Below are 16,605 nucleotides of genomic sequence, written 5' to 3'. Positions count from 1 at the left end.
ACTTATCAAATCTTTGGGTAAAAATAGATTATAATTATGAAATCAATTGCCACTTCTTCTTTTCTCCTTGCAACACTGATGATCTTGTTAACTGCATGTAGTCAACCGGAAAAAGTAAAAAAGCCAGTCAACTTTGTTGTCATCTACCTGGATGATATGGGATATGGCGATCTTACCCAGACCGGCGCCATTGGGTACCGCACCCCCAACCTCGATCAAATGGCTGCACAAGGAATGTTCTTCTCTCACTACTACGCCCCTCAGGCTGTTTGCAGCGCCTCGCGTGCCGGGCTGCTAACCGGCTGTTATCCAAACCGGATTGGTTTTGCCGGCGCATTAAGCCATCGATCAAAAACCGGAATTTCTGCGGAGGAAGAAACCATTGCCGAAGTATTGAAAAAGAAAGGCTACTCTACCGCTATTTTCGGAAAATGGCATTTGGGTGTCCAGGATAAATTTTTGCCTACCCGTCACGGGTTCGACGAGTTTTACGGTATCCCCTACTCAAATGATATGTGGCCACTCCATCCACGTGGGCCTGGCTCATTCCCTGACCTTCCCCTTTTTGAAAACGAAACCATCGTTAACCCGGCTGTGGGCCCTGAAGACCAGGCACAGTTTACCACTGCTTTTACCGAGCGTGCGGTATCTTTTATTCAGGAAAACCGTGAAAATTCTTTTTTTGTTTACCTTGCCCATCCCATGCCGCATGTCCCGCTGTATGTTTCGGACAAATTTAAAGGAAAGTCGCAGCAAGGATTATACGGCGATGTGTTGATGGAAATCGACTGGAGCGTGGGACAAATCATTCAAACCCTGAAAGAAACCGGGCTCGATGAAAACACACTGGTCGTTTTCACTTCAGATAACGGACCATGGATTAATTACGGTAACCATGCCGGAAGTACCGGTGGACTGCGCGAAGGGAAAGGCACCTCTTTTGAAGGAGGACAACGCGTGCCCTGCCTCATGTACTGGAAGGGGGTTATTTCTCCCGGAACCGTCGACAACAATCTGATCTCTGGCATTGACATACTTCCTACGCTGGCAGAAATTGCAGATGCCCCGCTTCCGGAAAAGAAAATTGACGGAGTAAGCATTCTGCCCTTAATAAAAGGAGAGACCGCGGAACCACCCCGAAAATCGTTCTGGTATTATTACCGTCGCAATAGCTTAGAAGCCGTTCAGGACGGCAGGTGGAAATTGGTTTTTCCGCATCCCGGACGTACCTACACCGGCTTTGAACCGGGAAAAGACGGACAACCAGGCACCGTCGACGAGAATTATCCCTTCGGGGCCGGACTGTACGATCTGCGACGTGACCCCGGCGAACGATACAATTTGCTGGAATATCATCCGAAAATAGCAGAAAGATTGGAAAAAATTGCTGCCGAAGCCCGCGAAGATTTAGGCGATGACCTGACAGAAAATCCCGGTAAAAACCGCCGGGAACCAGGGAAAATAGATTAGCCTGAGACAAAAATATTTCACTTGGCAGAAGTGGTGCATTTGAAACGGTTTAGATTTTCCAACTAAACCGTTTCAAACCAGTTTTGTATTCACAGCATTGCCCCTTTCCCGGAGTACAAATCGATTTTCATCTCCACAGGTAGTATTTCCTTAATTCATCTGATGGAATACAATACTCATACGAAAAGCCGATTTCTTTTTAATAATATCCAGTCACTTAGCCTCTTAAAAAACCCAGCTACTTCTTTGTAAATAAAAAAAACTTTAATTATCCAAACTAGTAGCCTATTAATAAATGTGAAAATTACTGTTTATCAAATATTTAATGTATCTTTGCACCAAATTCCGGAAATTTACCGGGAATCTGACATAAAATCTATCAATTCATATCTGAACGAAAATAAAGCTGCATTGGGTTCAATGCATACTTTAATATTAACTTAAATGAAAGGATATTAATCATGTTCGACAAAAAACACAACAGTTTCAATTCACCCGATTTGCACAAAATGCAGGAAGTAATTATAAATTCCAGGACCCGCATTTATATTGAAGAAGGTCAGGATCCGGAAGAAGCGAAAGAACGCTATCTCGAGCGTCTGGAAGCAAGAAGGCCCTGATACACTCAGGACCTTCTTGTTTTTACCTCCATGCACAAACTTATTTTTTCATTCTGTTTATTCTCTGACCTCCCAGCATGTTCCAAAAACAATTGAAATGTAGCGTTAAAAGCAATGTGAGGTTGCTTTTCCCAGGATGGAAACCAGTCATATAGAGACACCTCTTTTAGTATATTGAACTGCTGCTTGCGATAGAAACAGGAACACCTAGCGAAACTTCAAAGGCGCCAGACGTTAAACCAGCCTCCTTCCAAACGGAGTCAGCGCCAGAGAAACCATTTTAAAGTGTTGCTTGCCCCAGGGAATTCCAATGATGGTAATGAACAGAAGAATCCCAAAAAACAGATGCGTAAGTGCAATCCAAATACCCCCTATAATCAGCCACAAAATATTCATAATTGTTGAAAGGCAGCCGGGCGCGTAATCCATGTATTCTATGCGCTGACCAAAAGGCCATAACGCCAGTAACCCAAGCTTAAAAGACTGAATCCCAAAAGGGATACCTACAATGGTGATACATAAAGCCAAACCAGCCAGTATGTACTCCAGAAATATGGCAAATCCGCCAAAAACAAGCCAGATAAGGTTGCCCAGAATTTTCATATCCTTTTCTTCAGTTAAGTTCTTCAGTTAAAACCGGATATTGCTTATGATGAGTCGTCAATTGGAAACTACTTTAAGACCAACAATCGAAGCAATTAATGTGGTTAGAAAAAACATTCTCCAAAATGTAGCTGGTTCTTTAAACAGCACAATTCCAATGAGAACTGTTCCTACGGCGCCAATTCCTGTCCATACAGCATAAGCCGTTCCTATGGGTAATTGCTGAGTTACTTTTACAAGAAGGAACATACTGATTGCCAGACATATTAAAAACCCGGCATACCAGTATGTTGCTTCAATTCCAGTTGCTTCTTTTGCTTTTCCGAGGCATGCAGCAAAGGCCACTTCAAATAATCCTGCTATGATTAATAGAATCCAATTCACTGTTTTCGATTCAATGTCTTCCTTATAATAAATTCAGAATCATTTGTTTTACCATTAATGCAAACATCCCCATAAATATCTTTGACTTTTACTTCGCGTAACTTACAACACGGGTTTCGCGGATAACCGTAATTTTTATCTGTCCAGGATAAGTCATTTCATCCTGAATCCGTTTTGAAATGTCATAGGAAAGCTGTTCGGCTTCCTGATCACTCATTTTGTCGGAACCAACAATTACACGAAGTTCACGTCCGGCCTGAATAGCATAAGTTTTGGTAACACCAGGATACGAAAGGGCCAAATCCTCAAGGTCTTTCAACCGTTTAATGTATGACTCTACCACTTCGCGGCGGGCTCCCGGACGGGCTCCTGAAATGGCATCGCACACCTGAACGATTGGCGCCAGCAGTGTTTCCATTTCCACCTCATCGTGGTGTGCACCAATTGCATTCGCGATATCTGGTTTTTCCTTGAATTTCTCGGCCAGCTTCATCCCGAATACAGCGTGTGGCAATTCCGGTTCATCATCGGGGACTTTACCAATATCGTGCAACAGCCCTGCGCGTTTCGCCTTTTTAGGATTCAATCCCAATTCAGAGGCCATAATGGAACAAAGATTGGCCACCTCACGAGAGTGCTGCAACAAGTTTTGCCCGTAGGATGAGCGGTATTTCATTTTTCCGATCAGCCGAATCAACTCAGGATGTAATCCGTGAATTCCCAGGTCAATAGCAGTACGCTTACCGGTTTCAATCACCTCTTCTTCCACCTGCTTTTTCACCTTTTCCACTACTTCTTCAATACGTGCCGGGTGAATACGTCCGTCGGTTACCAGTTGATGCAGCGCCAGGCGGGCAATTTCGCGGCGCACCGGGTCGAATGCCGAAAGGACAATGGCCTCGGGGGTATCGTCCACCACAATCTCCACGCCGGTAGCAGCTTCAAGAGCACGAATGTTTCTTCCCTCACGGCCAATGATACGGCCTTTAATTTCATCACTTTCAATATGAAAAATAGTCACGGCATTTTCAACAGCCGTTTCGGTTGCCACCCGCTGAATGGATTTCACCACTATCTTTTTCGCCTCTTTATTGGCTGTTTGCCTGGCTTCTTCTATAATCTCGTTCACGTAAGCTATTGCTTCCGATTTTGCTTCATCTTTCAGCGATTCAACCAACTGGGCTTTGGCATCTTCTGCCGACAAGCCCGACAGTTGCTCCAGCTTCTCCAGAGTTTGCCGGTGAATCTTGTCCAGTTCCTCTGTTTTGTTCTCCACGCGTTGAAGCTGAATATTCAGGTTTTCACGAACAGCTTCCACCTCTTTGCGGGTAATCTCAAACTCCTTGGTTTTCTTTTGCAATTCTTCCCGCCGCTGGTTAATGTTGCTTTCGCGTTGGTTCAGTTTGTTCTCCAGTTGACCTATTTTCGAACTTTTCTCCTGAATGAATTTTTCGTGCTCCGCTTTCAATTGCAGAAATTTCTCTTTTGCCTGGAGGATTTTATCTTTTTTGATCACCTCCCCTTCGCTTTTGGCTTCACTGATGATTTTTCGCTTCTTATTTTTCAAAGCCTTGTCCCAGATGTAATAAGCCAAGGTTCCTCCACCCATAAAACCGGCAGCGGCACCTATCAGTATTTGTATCCAATCCATTACAATTATTTTAATTTATTCACATAAAAAAACCCGCAAAAAATCACTCTGAACATTCAAAGTAATTCAATACGGGTCATCGATAATTTTATTAACCTTAGTTCCTTATACTTTCGTCTTCTCTTTCAAAAAGTCTGAAATATCATCATTCAAATCCTTCAGTCCATCAATGAAAAGTGACTTGTCGTCACGCTCTTTCAACTCCACATAGTTCAGCGCAATCTGAAATGCTGCCATAGCCAGTATGTCCTGCGAATCTTTATTTTGAAACAGTTCCTTGTATTTGTTCACCGTCTCATTTACCGTTTTTGCAGCAATCCGGTGTCTCTCTTCATCCTTTCGATCGATGTTCAGCGGGTAAGCTCTCCCTTCGATCCTGATATTTATTCTAAGTTGTTCGTTGTCACCGTTCATTACTTATTGAGTAATGCGATACATTTATCAATTTCCCGTACTATACTATTTATTTTCTTTTTTGCCTCCCCGTCCTGATCTTTTCCTGCAAGAAACTGGTTGGCAAGTCTTATTTTTTCGTTCTGCCGGCCAAGATTGTTCTTTTCCTGTTCAAGCCGGGCAATCTCACCTGTTAAAACAGCTATTTTGCCTTCGAGCATTTCCTTATCGGCTTTCAGTTTTTCATATTCCTGAAATAACCGTTGCACATTGGCTCTCAACTCATTCAGAAGCAAACGATCTTCGTCGGTCATTGTTACTGCAATTCAGGCACAAAGTTAATATTTTTACCCTATTGAGAAAACGTTTGCAAAATTATGCAAAAAATAATGCATCCACCCGCTTGAAACAAGCATGAACAAAGCCATTCACACAAAAAATGATTATAATTTTCGCAGGAGTTACATGTGCTGCCATTGAAACCAAACAATGACAGGCACATGAAATTTTATTTATAAATTTGTCAGTTTTAGTAAATTTCAAATGAAACGAACACGGCAAAATTATTCCACACAGAAGAACCATTATAACGAGCGTTACATCGAATCAGGCTTACAAATTCTATCTGGATGCAATAGAATATTAGATAGAATGAGACAAGCTACACTTTTAAAATTAATTACGTTAAGATGAAATACTTCATAATAATTCTTCTGACATTCTGTTCGATGGTTGTTTTCGGGCAGGCTCCCGTATATTCCCCGCCTGTCAAAATTCCCATTTTGTTGAGCGGAAGTTTTGCCGAACTCCGCAGCAACCATTTTCATTCAGGCATCGATATTAAGACGCGTGGAGTTACCGGGACACCGGTTTATGCGATAAATGACGGATACATTTCGCGCATTGTGGTTTCGCCAACGGGGTTCGGACGGGCGCTTTATATCCGTCATCCGAACGGCACAACTTCCGTTTACGGCCACCTGGAAAGCTTCCGGGAAGACATTGCACGGCATGTAAAAAACATTCAGTACGCCAAAGAATCATTCAGAACAGATTTTCCGGCAGAAAAAAATCTTTTCCCAGTAAAAAAAGACGACTTTATTGCAAAAAGCGGAAACAGCGGCAGTTCGGGCGGCCCTCACCTTCATTTCGAAATAAGGGACACAGAAACGGAAGAACCTTTAAATCCGCTTCAATTTGATTTTCCGGTAAAAGACAACATCGCCCCCCGTATTTTTTCGTTGCTGATAGTCCCTCTCAACGAATTTGGACACGTAGATTTTCAGGCAGAAAAAAAATCTTTTCCCGTGAGTTATTCCGAAGGAAAATATTTCCTGCAAAATAACCCCATCATCCCGGTGTATGGTAAAATCGGGTTTGCCATCAGAGCCAACGATTATTTTGATGGTTCGAACAACAAGTGCGGTGTGTACTCCATGCGGATGTTCTTTGACGGCGAATTGTACTATTCTTTTCGTATGGATCGCTTTTCGTTTAACGAAACACGCTACCTGAACAGTCATATCGATTACGAAGAATATATTCTTTCCCGGCACAGATACCAAAAGGCATGGCTCGATCCCGGCAACCGGCTAAAAATTTATGACTATGTACGAAACGAAGGCACCTTGCGGATAACCGATGGCAACATTCATCACGTTCGATTTGAACTGACTGATTTATATGGCAATACATCCACACTCGATTTTAATGTGGAAAGCAAGTCACAAAAGGTAAAACGTGAAAAAACTAAGTTCAACCGCTTAATGAAGTATGACCGGGAAAATCATTTCAGCAAGGATGGCATCCGGATCGATTTTGGGGAGGGAACATTTTACGATGATGTAGAATTCATCTGGGAAAAGATCCCGTCAGCAGGAGCATTTCTTTCCGATATTCATGTGGTTCATAAAAACACGGTACCGCTGCACCATAGCGCCCAACTCTCCATAAAAGCTGAAGTACCGGAAAAAATTCTCCGTGAAAAAGCGCTGCTGGTTAGGGTTGATACCGTTTCAGGGAAGCTTTCTGCTGTGGGGGGAACTTTTGGCAACGGCTGGGTTACCGCACACATACAAGAATTGGGAAATTATGCCGTTACACTGGATACCATTCCGCCACAAATTGTACCGCTCAGCATTCGCGACAAATCAGCCATTACCGAAACTTCGCGTATCCGGTTTCGTATTTCAGATGATTTGTCGGGGATAAAAAGATACGAAGGTACGCTCAACAGAAAGTGGGCGTTGTTTGAGTACGATGCCAAGTCAGAGATTATAACGCACTATTTTGATGCTGAACGATTTGAGTTGGGCAAACGTCACCACCTCATTTTAACAGTTACCGACAACAACAATAATATCAATATTTATGAAGCCTCATTCTGGAAATAAATACCGGGTGATTGGAATAATGTCCGGTACTTCGCTCGATGGAATCGATTTGGCAGTGGTTGATTTCAGTTACAAACAAAACCGCTGGAATTTTTCGATAATCTCCGCAGAAACTGCCCAATACTCCGGTGAATGGTATCAAAAATTAAAAAATGCCCCGGAACTGCCGGGAGAAAAACTGGTAGCACTGCACAACGAATACGGGCGGTTTATCGGGCAGGAAGCAAACCGTTTTCTGCGACAAAACAATCTCGTTGTTGAATTGATTGCGTCTCACGGCCACACCGTTTTTCACCAGCCCGAAAATGGATTTACATTTCAGGCAGGAAGCGGCGCCAGCGTTGCCGCCGAAACCGGGATTACAACAGTAGCCGATTTTCGATCAACCGATGTGGCGCTGGGCGGTCATGGAGCACCTTTGGTACCAGTAGGAGACAAACTCCTTTTCCCGGAATATGACTACTGCCTAAATCTGGGTGGTTTTGCCAATATTTCGTTTGAGCAAAATGAAAAACGGGTGGCTTTCGATATTTGTCCTATAAATTTTATACTGAATGATCTGGCTGAAAAACTCGGATTGCCTTTCGACAAAAACGGAAACCTTGGCCGGGCAGGTAATACAGACGAAAAACTACTGAGACAGTTAAACCAACTGGATTTTTACAGTCAATCGTCTCCCAAATCACTTGGACGCGAGTGGATGAACGAATACTTTCTACCGGTAATAAACAGTTACCAAATACCCATCGCGGATAAACTCCGGACGGTATATGAGCACATTGCATTACAAATTTCCGGCACTGTCCCCGGAAGTGGAAAAATGCTGGTAACCGGCGGTGGTACTTTCAACTCCTTTTTAATGGAATGCATCAAAACGCATTCAAAGGCTGAAATTACAATTCCAACGGATCAACTTATCCACTTTAAGGAAGCGATCGTATTTGCTTTCCTTGGGTTACTGCGTTTTTTAGGTCAAATCAATTGTTACGCTTCGGTAACCGGCTCCCGGAAAGACAGTAGTTCAGGCATCATTTATCCGGCCTGAATTCTGTTTCCCGGCACGACATATATCATCTTTCTGTTTCTCAATTTGACTATATTTGCCTCTTTCTGACAAACAAAAAAATTCGATATAATGAAGAAAGCAAGTGCAGTAACCGCGATAGTGACGTTGGTATTTCTCCTGGTAAATTACCAGGTTTCAAATGGGTGTACCAACTTTTTGGTAACAAGGGGAGCGTCAGCAGACGGATCGACAATGATCACATACGCAGCTGATTCACATGTTCTTTACGGAGAACTTTACTACCAGCCGGCACAGGACCATCCTGAAGGCTCCATGCGCGATATTTACGAATGGGACACCGGCAAATACCTGGGTCAGATTTCGCAACCACGTCACACATACAGTGTGGTAGGAAATATGAATGAATTCCAGCTGGCCATTGGCGAGACTACGTTTGGAGGGCGCAAGGAACTCTCCAGTCAGGAGGGCGCCATAATGGATTATGGAAGTTTGATTTACGTTACACTCCAGCGTGCCAAAACTGCCCGCGAAGCCATTCGCGTGATGACCGGCCTGTCAGAAAAATACGGGTATTATAGCTCGGGCGAATCGTTTTCCATTGCCGACCCCAATGAAGTGTGGATCCTTGAAATGATTGGAAAAGGAGAAGGCGAAAAAGGGGCTGTTTGGGTGGCAGTAAGGGTTCCTGACGGGTATATAAGCGGGCATGCCAACCAGGCACGGATTACCACTTTCCCGAAAAATGACCCGGACAACTGTGTGTATGCAGAAGACGTGATTTCATTTGCCCGCGAAAAGGGTTGGTATAAGGGATCAGACGAGGATTTTAGTTTTTCTGATGTATATGCACCGGTTGATTTTGGCGGCGCCCGGTTTTGTGATGCGCGCGTGTGGGCCGGGTTCAACAAAGTGGCTGATGGAATGGATAAATACACGGATTACGCCAAAGGGATCATCGAACATAAAGACCCCAATGATTTTGCTTCGAACAGATTACCACTGTGGATTAAACCTGACAAAAAACTAACAGTGCAGGATGTTATGGATATGATGCGCGACCATTTTGAAGGAACGGAACTGGATATGACGCAGGATATCGGCGCCGGGCCTTATAAACTTCCCTACCGCTGGAGAGGGCTAACCTGGACTGTCGATTCCGTGGAATATTGTAATGAAAGAGCTATTTCAACCCAGCAAACCGGTTTCTCGTTTGTTAGCCAAAGCCGAAACTGGCTTCCCGATCCTATTGGCGGAATTCTCTGGTTTGGTGTAGATGATGCCTACAGTACCTGCTATGTCCCCATGTATTGCGGCATTACTGAAATTCCGGAATGCTTTGCAGTGGGCAATGGCGATTTGCTTACCTACAGCGAAACGTCAGCTTTTTGGACATTCAATTTTGTAGCCAATTTTACCTACCTGCGTTACAATGATATGATAAAAGACGTTCAAGGCGTACAAAAAAGCCTGGAAGACAAATTTGTGACTTATGTTCCTGTGATTGACAAAGCTGCGGAAACACTTTATCAAAAAGGGGAAACAGAAAAAGCACGTGAATTTGTCACGCAATACTCTGTTAACGAAGCCAACAACATGACAAAACAGTGGAAAGAGCTGGGACAATACCTTTTGGTGAAGTACATGGATGGCAATGTAAAACGGGAAAAGGACGGGAAGTTTGAACGCACCGAAACAGGAATGCCAGCCTCTCCCCTATTCCCCGGCTATCCGGAGTGGTGGTACAAAATGATTGTCAAACAAACAGGGAAACATTTTGAAGTAGCGGAGTAAAAAACCAAATCAGCGTAAAATCATTTAATATTTCCTGAAACAGACTACAAATAAATCCAGGAAACTTTCCCCCAGCTTGCCACGAAGGAATTTCAGAACACGGGAAACCTGTTTCTTAACCGTATCAGGCTTCAGGTCGAGTAACTTACCAATTTCATTGTAGGTCATTCCGCTATTGAACTTTAAAAACAGGAGTTCCCTTTTTCTGACATCCAGGCTTTTTAATTCTTTCCGGAGCATTCCAGTGTGTTCTTCCAACTTCTCCAGATCAGCTTCCTCTAACGGAAATGTCAGATCAAACTGCTCAACAAGATGTTCAGGATGGGTAAACCGGAATTTTTCTTTCAGTTTCCGGTAAATGATTCTTTTTAATGTTTTATACAGGTAAAACTCAAGTGATTCAGGCTTTCGTAACCGGCTCCCATAAGAATATACATCGAGAAACAAATCCTGGATAGCATCTTCCAGCAAATCCCGGTGAATTGTTATCTTCGAACCGTAGGCAAACAAAGCATCAACATATTCATTATAAATGGTTTCGAAAGCCCTGCGGTCACCAGTCCTGAATTTCTCCCAAATAAGGTCCCAGTATTCCCTTTCGTCCGCTCTATTCAATATTTCGGTTTATTTAGATTCTCTATTCCTTCTGCTAAAGTAACAATTTTGTAATCACTCCTGCCTCCTTTTATTAAATATTCTTTTAAAGAAAACTTCTGTTCAAAATAGAAAAACATAATCCCGCAGGAAAAAGTTCACATTCAATATTGAACAAAAAATGACAACCTCCGAAGAATGAATAAACGCAACCAGATCATCTAAAGAGTTTATACAAAGTCAAAAAATATTTTTACTTTTAGTATCCAAAATATTTTACAAACCTTTTTTCCAAAATTGACAGTGACGTGAAGATCAGTTACAAAAGATAAAAGTGGAGTGCCATGACTAAATCAATTTCTCAAAAGCTTGATAAAAGCAAAGATTTATGTTATACTTTTTTAAATGCCACTTCTGACATGGCTTTTCTGAAAGATGAAACATTTCGTTATGTGTTTGTCAACAGAAATTATGCTGCCTTTTTCAACAAGAAGGAAAAGGAGATTGTAGGGAAAACCGATTTCGATTTGATGGATTATAATGGGGCAACAACTTGCAGGGCAACCGACCAACAAACGTTGGATGAAGCAGAACCCGTTTTATCGGAAGAAATAATAGATAACCGGATATATGAAACCCGCAAGTTTCCCGTAAAGCTAAAAAACGGAGAAACAGGTATTGGAGGCTACATCCGCGATGTGACTCAACAAAGACAAACCCAGGAAAACTGGAATAAAGTATTTAACACGATTAAAGACGCGATTGTACTGATTGACAACGAGAATCGTATTCTCCAGTACAATGAATCTTTTCACAGGTTAGTAAAAGGAAATGGAAATGACCTGCAAAAAAAATTCTGTTACGAGATAGTTCACGGCCAAAAATGCCCGGTAGAGAACTGTCCATTTACCCGGGTTCTAAAAAGCCGGAAACAGGAAAGGGAAGAAATAAATTTGGGCGACTCTGTTTTTGAAGTTGTAGTCGATCCTATTTTTGATCCGGAAGAAAAATTAATCGGAGCCGTCCATATTATAAGTAACATTACAGAAAGGAGAAAGTCGGAAGATGCCTTGCGCGAAAGAGAGGCTCAATACCGTGCACTGGCCAATTCAGGAACGGTAATGATTTGGACTGCCGGAACAGATAAACTGGTTAACTATTTTAACGACCCCTGGTTAAAGTTTACCGGAAGACCGTTAAAGCATGAACTAGGGAATGGGTGGGCAAAAGGGGTGCACCCTGAAGATCTGGAGTATTGCCTGAACACTTACTATAAGGCTTTCGATAAACGGACATCTTTTAACATGGAATACCGGGTGCGCCATGCTGATGGAAATTACAGGTGGATTCAGGACTTTGGTTCTCCAAACTACAATTACAAAGGGGAATTCATCGGTTACATTGGCAATTGTTTCGATGTTTCTGAGCGTAAAAGTATGGAGCAACAAATTGTTGCAGCAAAAAAGACCGCCGAAGAAACAGAACAATATTCTGCAATCGCTGCCCAAATATCGGCAGAATTGATCGATGTTAACGCTAAAAATTTCGACAAAAAAATTCAGGCTGCTATTACCAGAATCGGCCGTTTTGCCCAGGTTGATCGTTCTTACATATTTCTTTTGAGAGAAAACGGGACAAAAATGGATAACACCCACGAATGGTGTGCCCCCGATATTGAGCCGGAGATACAGAATCTGCGGGGTCTGTCTTCTTCACTATTCCCCTGGTGGATGAGAAAACTTCGCAGGAAAAAATACATTTGTATTTCCAACATAAAAAACATGCCACCTGCAGCAGCAGCTGAAAAAGAAATACTCGCGTCACAGAATATTCTTTCTGTTTTGGTAGTACCTATATTCATCGGCGACGAGCTACTGGGATTTATGGGGTTCGATTCGGTACAAAAAGAAAAAACATGGGAAAACCATATTATTGAAATCCTAAAATCGGTTGCCAGCGCCATTGCCAGTGCGCTGGACTCCCTGCGCTACCAGAAACAATTACTGGCTGCGAAAGAGAAAGCAGAAGAAAGCGAACGGCTGAAATCTGCTTTTCTGACAAATATGAGCCACGAAATCCGGACGCCTATGAACGGTATTCTCGGATTTATTGACTTACTTCAAAACAATGACCTTCCCCGGATAGAGCAATCAGCATACCTGAAACTGGTAAAACAAAGCAGCGACAGGCTGCTTAATACCATCAACGACATCATCGAAATTTCAAAAATTGAGTCTGGGCAGATTCCTATGGATATTTCGAATGTGAACATAAAAAAAACAATGGATTTTCTGTTTAATTTTTTTCGAACCGAAGCCTTAAAAAAAGGACTTGAGATGAAACTTTCATTTGATCCTAAAAACGAACCATTTTTTCTAAAAACAGACAAAACCAAACTGGAGTCTATTCTATCCAACTTTATTAAAAATGCATTGAAATTTACAACGGATGGCTATGTGGAACTAGGCTATACCATGAAAAAAAACGACCTTCTTTTTTATGTTAAAGATACAGGAAGGGGAATTCCCTCCAGCCGCTTCGATGTTATTTTTAAACGGTTTGTACAAGGTCATATGGAAATATCGCGTCCTTACGAAGGGTCCGGATTGGGACTTGCCATCGCCCATGCGTATGCAAATATGTTAGGTGGTTCTATCAAAGTAGAATCGGTGGAAGGAAAAGGAAGTACATTTTATTTTTCAGTAAAATATTCATAGTTTTACAAAAAAATCGTCATGAACGAAAAAGTTAGTATCCCAAAAGAAGAAAAAAAAACCATTCTCATTGTGGAAGACGACGAAACCAGCTTTCTGTTACTGGAAGCTTTACTGGCTTCTGGTAATTATGAGCTATTATATGCCACTAACGGGAAACAAGCCATCCAACTACTCAAAAACAACCCGGAAACAGACCTTATCCTCATGGATCTGAAAATGCCTGTCATGGACGGATATGAAGCCTCGCAAAAAATCAGGGAGTTCAATAAAAATATCCCCATTATAGCCCAGACTGCTTATGCCCTTTCAGGCGACAACCAAAAAGCTATTGAGGCTGGTTGTGACGACTATATAACCAAACCCATCAAAAAAGATGATTTGCTGGCTAAAATTAAGGTGCTTCTAAAATAATTTCTTTCAAAAGAAACGGAAACAAGTTATGAAAAGAGCATGTAAAATAGTTACTCCCAGGAGAATGATTAAAATACATGCAAATTCACAGTTTGATGGGGTTGCTTAGTCGGCCATGTATTATATCTTTGAAAATTAACAATTACAAAAGCATGAATAAAAAAATGACTTTGGCACTCCTTCTTATTTTAGGGGCCACCACTATATTTGCCCAGGCAAATTACCGACCGGGTTTATTTTTCAGGGAAGACTGGAAAGAAATACCGGCAGAAATTCCACTTTCCCAGAAACATGTAAATAATCCTGATTTGATGGTCCAATTATATGGAGCGGGGAAAGACAGCCTGAAAAAAAGTAATCACGAACGTCCGGCAGACGATCCCTATTACGTTTGGTCGGGTTTGTGCCTTGGCAACTGGCTGGTTTCTTTAAAGCATAAACAAAACAACGTAGATTTAACTGGCTTTGCCAAAATCAGATGGAGGACAAAACAAGCCGGGGTGCGGAGCCTGCACATTGCCCTGAAGTTGGCCGACGGAACCTGGCTGGTCAGCAACCTTTCTGACGGCCCATCCAAAGACTGGCGTATCAAAGAGTTTAACATTCAGGATATAAAATGGCACCGGCTTGACATTGAAAGGGTAACAGAAACGGGGCCACTTGAAAAACCCGACCTGTCTAATGTGGAAGAAATTGGATTTACCGACCTGATGCCGGGAGGCAAATCGGCGGCCTGTTCGCGCCTCGACTGGATAGAAGTGGACGGGAAACCGGTAAAGCGGTGATCCGGATTAAGCACTGCAATTCAACTCTGCCAGCTTTGCACCAGGCAGTGATGTTTCGCAATTTGCCAAAGCCACGTTCAACTCGTTGAAAAAAAGAGAATACCTAATGCCTTGTATGTGAGACGAAATTTTAATTAAAAATCCAATGAAAACTACCCGACGTTCTTTTCTGGCAAAAACATCCCTCGGAATAGCCGGGCTAAGCCTGACAAAAGTGGCCGCTCCGGTTTCTCTTTTTAGCAAGAATGAGCTTCCTGTGGTTATTTCCACCTGGAGGCATGGTTTGCCTGCCAATGAAGCTGCCTGGGAAATTCTTGCCAATGGAGGGTACGCGCTCGATGCCGTGGAAGCCGGGGTTAAGGTTTCCGAGGCCGATCCCAACGTAACGACAGTTGGTTACGGTGCCATTCCCGACGCCAGTGGCAAAGTGACCCTTGATGCCTGTATTATGGATGAGAAAGGCCGTGCCGGAAGCGTAGCCTACCTGCAACACATCAAACATCCAATTTCTGTTGCGCGGCTGGTTATGGAAAAAACGCCTCATGTGATGCTTAGCGGAAAAGGCGCTCTGCAGTTTGCACTGGAAAACGGCTTCGGAAAAGAGAAACTACTGACACCCGAAATGCGAAAACGCTGGAAAGAATGGAAAAAGGAAGAACGGCAGTTTAGTCCGGAAATTAACATCGAAAACAAAAGACTGGAAAATCATGATACCATCAGCATGCTCGCCCTTGACAAAGAAGGCCGGTTATGCGGAGCCTGTACCACCAGTGGATTGGCCTTTAAAATGCATGGGAGAGTGGGCGACTCACCCATTATTGGTGCAGGCCTGTTTGTGGATGGTGAGATAGGGGGTGCTGCTGCCACCGGAACAGGTGAACTGGTAATGAAAACCCTGGGCTCTTTTCTCGTTGTGGAATTTATGCGAAACGGCATGTCGCCCTCTGATGCCTGTAATGCTGCAATCCTTCGGATTACAGAAAAAATACCCGATTACCAGGAACACCAGGTCGGGTTTATTGCCTTGCACAAATCAGGAGAAACCGGTGCTGCTAGTATTCAGCCCGGATTTGAATATGCCTTAAAAACCAAAAATTTTGCCGGTTTAAAAGAAGCCGATGCCTGGTTTAAGAAATGGTGAGGAACACCAGAAAAAAAATGAATATATCCTTATAATAAGGTTCAAGCAATTCCCTCAGCTTTTTCAACGCTTTCCCCATTTGGTTTTCTACTGTTTTTGCCGAAATTCCCAGCTCCTCTGCAATTTCTTTGTAAGAAAGACTCTTCTCCTTACCCAGAATATACACCTCACGGCATTTTTCCGGCAGGCTGTTTATTGATTGTTCAATGATTTCACGAAGCTGGGAGGCATCCATTATACTGTCAGGTAATTCTGCGCTGTGTTCGGTAACTTTGGACAGTTTCTCCCGGATACTCAATTGAACCTTTTCATTACGAATATAATTGAGGCTTTTGTTTTTGGTAGCCCGGTAAAGATAGGATTTAACAGATGATTCAATCGCAATTTTCTCTTTCTTTTCCCAAAAATAAATGTACATATCCTGAACGATTTCTTCTGAAATTACCGAATCATTAATATAAATATTGACAAGGTTACAAAGGTCGGAGTAGTATCTTTCAAAAAAGAACCGAAAAGCCTCCTTATCTCCTTCTGCCATGCGGTTAAAAATAAATAACTCCTCGTAATTTTTCTCGTTCATTTTCAGGTAGTTTTATGCTAACAAAAAAGCGGTCTGCCTGTATTT

Annotated in this window: 16 protein-coding genes; 9 read left to right on the top strand and 7 right to left on the bottom strand. The window is 42.6% G+C overall.

Annotated elements, in window-relative coordinates:
• Positions 1 to 36 precede the first annotated feature (36 nt).
• Together D1164_RS01015 and D1164_RS23695 are read left to right on the top strand one after the other, a co-directional pair.
• Positions 37 to 1,470: a sulfatase family protein gene (locus D1164_RS01015; RefSeq protein WP_206610885.1), complete on the top strand. Its 1,434-nt coding sequence runs from the start codon at positions 37 to 39 to the stop codon at positions 1,468 to 1,470.
• Between the two features lie 461 nt (positions 1,471 to 1,931).
• Positions 1,932 to 2,090: a hypothetical protein gene (locus tag D1164_RS23695; protein WP_172594286.1), complete on the top strand. Its 159-nt coding sequence runs from the start codon at positions 1,932 to 1,934 to the stop codon at positions 2,088 to 2,090.
• A gap of 234 nt (positions 2,091 to 2,324) precedes the next feature.
• Here the strand turns inward: D1164_RS23695 and D1164_RS01010 are convergent, their stop codons facing one another.
• The 5 genes from D1164_RS01010 to D1164_RS00990 all read right to left on the bottom strand — a co-directional run bounded on the left by D1164_RS01010 (position 2,325) and on the right by D1164_RS00990 (position 5,435).
• Complete coding sequence (locus D1164_RS01010; protein ID WP_119348070.1) at positions 2,325 to 2,693, bottom strand: YccF domain-containing protein; 369 nt, start codon at positions 2,691 to 2,693, stop codon at positions 2,325 to 2,327.
• A gap of 57 nt (positions 2,694 to 2,750) precedes the next feature.
• Complete coding sequence (locus D1164_RS01005; protein ID WP_119348069.1) at positions 2,751 to 3,077, bottom strand: DMT family transporter; 327 nt, start codon at positions 3,075 to 3,077, stop codon at positions 2,751 to 2,753.
• Between the two features lie 88 nt (positions 3,078 to 3,165).
• Positions 3,166 to 4,728 (bottom strand): ribonuclease Y, encoded by a 1,563-nt coding sequence (rny, locus tag D1164_RS01000; protein WP_119348068.1) that lies wholly within the window; start codon positions 4,726 to 4,728, stop codon positions 3,166 to 3,168.
• Positions 4,729 to 4,833: 105 nt separating this feature from the next.
• A complete protein-coding gene (locus D1164_RS00995; protein ID WP_119348067.1) occupies positions 4,834 to 5,142 on the bottom strand; it encodes a cell division protein ZapA in 309 nt (102 codons plus the stop codon).
• On the bottom strand, positions 5,142 to 5,435 hold the full coding sequence (locus D1164_RS00990; RefSeq protein WP_119348066.1) for a hypothetical protein: 294 nt from the start codon (positions 5,433 to 5,435) through the stop codon (positions 5,142 to 5,144). The genes D1164_RS00995 and D1164_RS00990 overlap by 1 nt, the downstream gene beginning before the upstream one ends.
• Before the next feature lie 375 nt (positions 5,436 to 5,810).
• Here D1164_RS00990 and D1164_RS00980 point away from each other — a divergent pair, with 375 nt between their 5' ends.
• From D1164_RS00980 to D1164_RS00970, 3 genes are all read left to right on the top strand, one after another.
• Positions 5,811 to 7,514, top strand: coding sequence for a M23 family metallopeptidase (locus tag D1164_RS00980; RefSeq protein ID WP_119348064.1), 1,704 nt, complete (start codon positions 5,811 to 5,813; stop codon positions 7,512 to 7,514).
• Positions 7,492 to 8,559, top strand: coding sequence for an anhydro-N-acetylmuramic acid kinase (locus tag D1164_RS00975; protein ID WP_119348063.1), 1,068 nt, complete (start codon positions 7,492 to 7,494; stop codon positions 8,557 to 8,559). Before D1164_RS00980 ends, D1164_RS00975 begins: the two co-directional genes overlap by 23 nt.
• Before the next feature lie 90 nt (positions 8,560 to 8,649).
• Positions 8,650 to 10,332: a dipeptidase gene (locus tag D1164_RS00970; protein WP_119348062.1), complete on the top strand. Its 1,683-nt coding sequence runs from the start codon at positions 8,650 to 8,652 to the stop codon at positions 10,330 to 10,332.
• A gap of 24 nt (positions 10,333 to 10,356) precedes the next feature.
• Here the strand turns inward: D1164_RS00970 and D1164_RS00965 are convergent, their stop codons facing one another.
• Positions 10,357 to 10,947, bottom strand: coding sequence for an RNA polymerase sigma factor (locus D1164_RS00965; RefSeq protein WP_172594285.1), 591 nt, complete (start codon positions 10,945 to 10,947; stop codon positions 10,357 to 10,359).
• A 323-nt stretch (positions 10,948 to 11,270) separates the two neighbouring features.
• Between D1164_RS00965 and D1164_RS00960 the strand changes: the two genes are divergently transcribed.
• From D1164_RS00960 to D1164_RS00945, 4 genes are all read left to right on the top strand, one after another.
• The gene (locus tag D1164_RS00960) at positions 11,271 to 13,643 is read left to right on the top strand and encodes a PAS domain S-box protein (protein ID WP_119348060.1); all 2,373 of its coding nucleotides are present in this window, start codon (positions 11,271 to 11,273) and stop codon (positions 13,641 to 13,643) included.
• A gap of 18 nt (positions 13,644 to 13,661) precedes the next feature.
• Positions 13,662 to 14,054: a response regulator gene (locus tag D1164_RS00955; RefSeq protein ID WP_119348059.1), complete on the top strand. Its 393-nt coding sequence runs from the start codon at positions 13,662 to 13,664 to the stop codon at positions 14,052 to 14,054.
• 152 nt (positions 14,055 to 14,206) lie between these two features.
• The gene (locus D1164_RS00950; protein ID WP_119348058.1) at positions 14,207 to 14,839 is read left to right on the top strand and encodes a hypothetical protein; all 633 of its coding nucleotides are present in this window, start codon (positions 14,207 to 14,209) and stop codon (positions 14,837 to 14,839) included.
• A 145-nt stretch (positions 14,840 to 14,984) separates the two neighbouring features.
• Positions 14,985 to 15,980, top strand: a complete 996-nt coding sequence (locus D1164_RS00945) for a N(4)-(beta-N-acetylglucosaminyl)-L-asparaginase (protein WP_119348057.1) — start codon at positions 14,985 to 14,987, stop codon at positions 15,978 to 15,980.
• Here the strand turns inward: D1164_RS00945 and D1164_RS00940 are convergent.
• A complete protein-coding gene (locus D1164_RS00940; protein ID WP_119348056.1) occupies positions 15,967 to 16,560 on the bottom strand; it encodes an RNA polymerase sigma-70 factor in 594 nt (197 codons plus the stop codon). The genes D1164_RS00945 and D1164_RS00940 overlap by 14 nt on opposite strands.
• Between the last annotated feature and the right edge of the window lie 45 nt (positions 16,561 to 16,605).

It is taken from the genome of Mariniphaga sediminis, assembly GCF_003573545.1.
GTDB classification, from domain to species: Bacteria; Bacteroidota; Bacteroidia; order Bacteroidales; family Prolixibacteraceae; genus Mariniphaga; species Mariniphaga sediminis.
This window is presented reverse-complemented; position numbering and strand designations above follow the sequence as displayed.